The sequence below is a fragment of the Bacillus sp. ABR genome (assembly GCF_056172715.1).
In genome coordinates, this window is the sequence record NZ_JAOYSL010000015.1 from 1 (window position 1) to 515 (window position 515).

Below are 515 nucleotides of genomic sequence, written 5' to 3' on the forward strand. Positions count from 1 at the left end.
ATGAAACTTGATTGATAGCTGAATCAACAATTTTTAGTTGAGTATCAAATCCAACATCTGTTGCATCTGCTGCATTAGTTGCAAAGGCTGTTACATCTAAATCTTTAATTGATTGGTTTGCAACGATACCACCAGTTCCATTATCAACACCCAATGCATCTGCACCCATATCTTGGATGTTCACTTTAATTTGTTGGGTTGCATTAGCTCCAATTTGGAAAACTAAAGATGGGTCAGTATTTACTGGTGGGGTAGAAGCTTTAAAAGCACCATTTAAAAGTTTCTTACCATTGAATTCTGTGCGATCAGAAATACCATCAATCTCTTCAATTAAAGCATCCATTTCGTCTTTAATTGCAGTTAAGTCTTCACCTTGCTGTGTACCAGTATTTCCAGCTTGAACGACTAGTTCACGTACACGTTGAAGGATGGAGTGAGTTTCAGTCAATGCACCTTCAGCTGTTTGGATAAGAGAGATACCGTCTTGGGCGTTTTTAGAAGCCATTTCTAATCCA

General features: G+C 38.1%; 1 protein-coding gene. It reads right to left on the minus strand.

The features are described 5' to 3' along the window. Window positions 1-515: flagellin N-terminal helical domain-containing protein (locus OIT90_RS19295; protein ID WP_474892835.1), on the minus strand; the 515-nt coding region annotated here is incomplete at both ends.